The sequence below is a fragment of the Paenibacillus cisolokensis genome (assembly GCF_050481165.1).
Classification (GTDB): Bacteria; Bacillota; Bacilli; order Paenibacillales; family Paenibacillaceae; genus Paenibacillus_AH; species Paenibacillus_AH cisolokensis.
The window spans coordinates 1-634 of the sequence record NZ_JBCNFP010000128.1 but is presented as its reverse complement, the minus strand read 5'-3'; the positions used below and the strand labels follow the sequence as shown (position 1 = coordinate 634).

1 rRNA gene is annotated in these 634 nt (G+C 55.7%); it reads right to left on the bottom strand.

From position 1 onward, the window contains the following. Positions 1–588 (bottom strand): 23S ribosomal RNA (locus ABEV74_RS19370); the annotation flags it as partial. Positions 589–634 lie beyond the last annotated feature (46 nt).

Sequence of the window (634 nt, the reverse complement as noted above, 5' to 3'; positions counted from 1 at the left end):
GGCTCTGACTTCTTGTAAGCGCACGGTTTCAGGTTCTCTTTCACTCCCCTCCCGGGGTGCTTTTCACCTTTCCCTCACGGTACTGCTTCGCTATCGGTCGCCAGGGAGTATTTAGCCTTGGCAGATGGTCCTGCCGGATTCCCACGGGGTTCCTCGTGTCCCGCGGTACTCGGGATCCGTCTCGGAGGGCTCAGACTTTCGGTTACAGGGCTTTTACCTTCTATGGCCGGCCTTTCCAGACCTGTTCGCCTAATCTAAACCTTTGTCACTCCGTATGAGACGTCCCACAACCCCAGAGGGCAAGCCCTCTGGTTTGGGCTCTTCCGCTTTCGCTCGCCGCTACTGACGGAATCACTGTTGTTTTCTCTTCCTCAGGGTACTGAGATGTTTCAGTTCCCCTGGTATGCCTCCTTGACAGCTATGGATTCACTGCCAGGTGACTGCCCATGACGGCAGCCGGGTTTCCCCATTCGGACATCCCCGGATCAAAGCCTGCTTACGGCTCCCCGAGGCAGTATCGTTGTTCGCCACGTCCTTCGTCGGCTCCTGGCGCCTAGGCATCCTCCGTGCGCTCTTAGTAGCTTAACCTAAAAACTTTGTGAAACAAAGTTCGCTTCGAAAGCATCTACTTTGC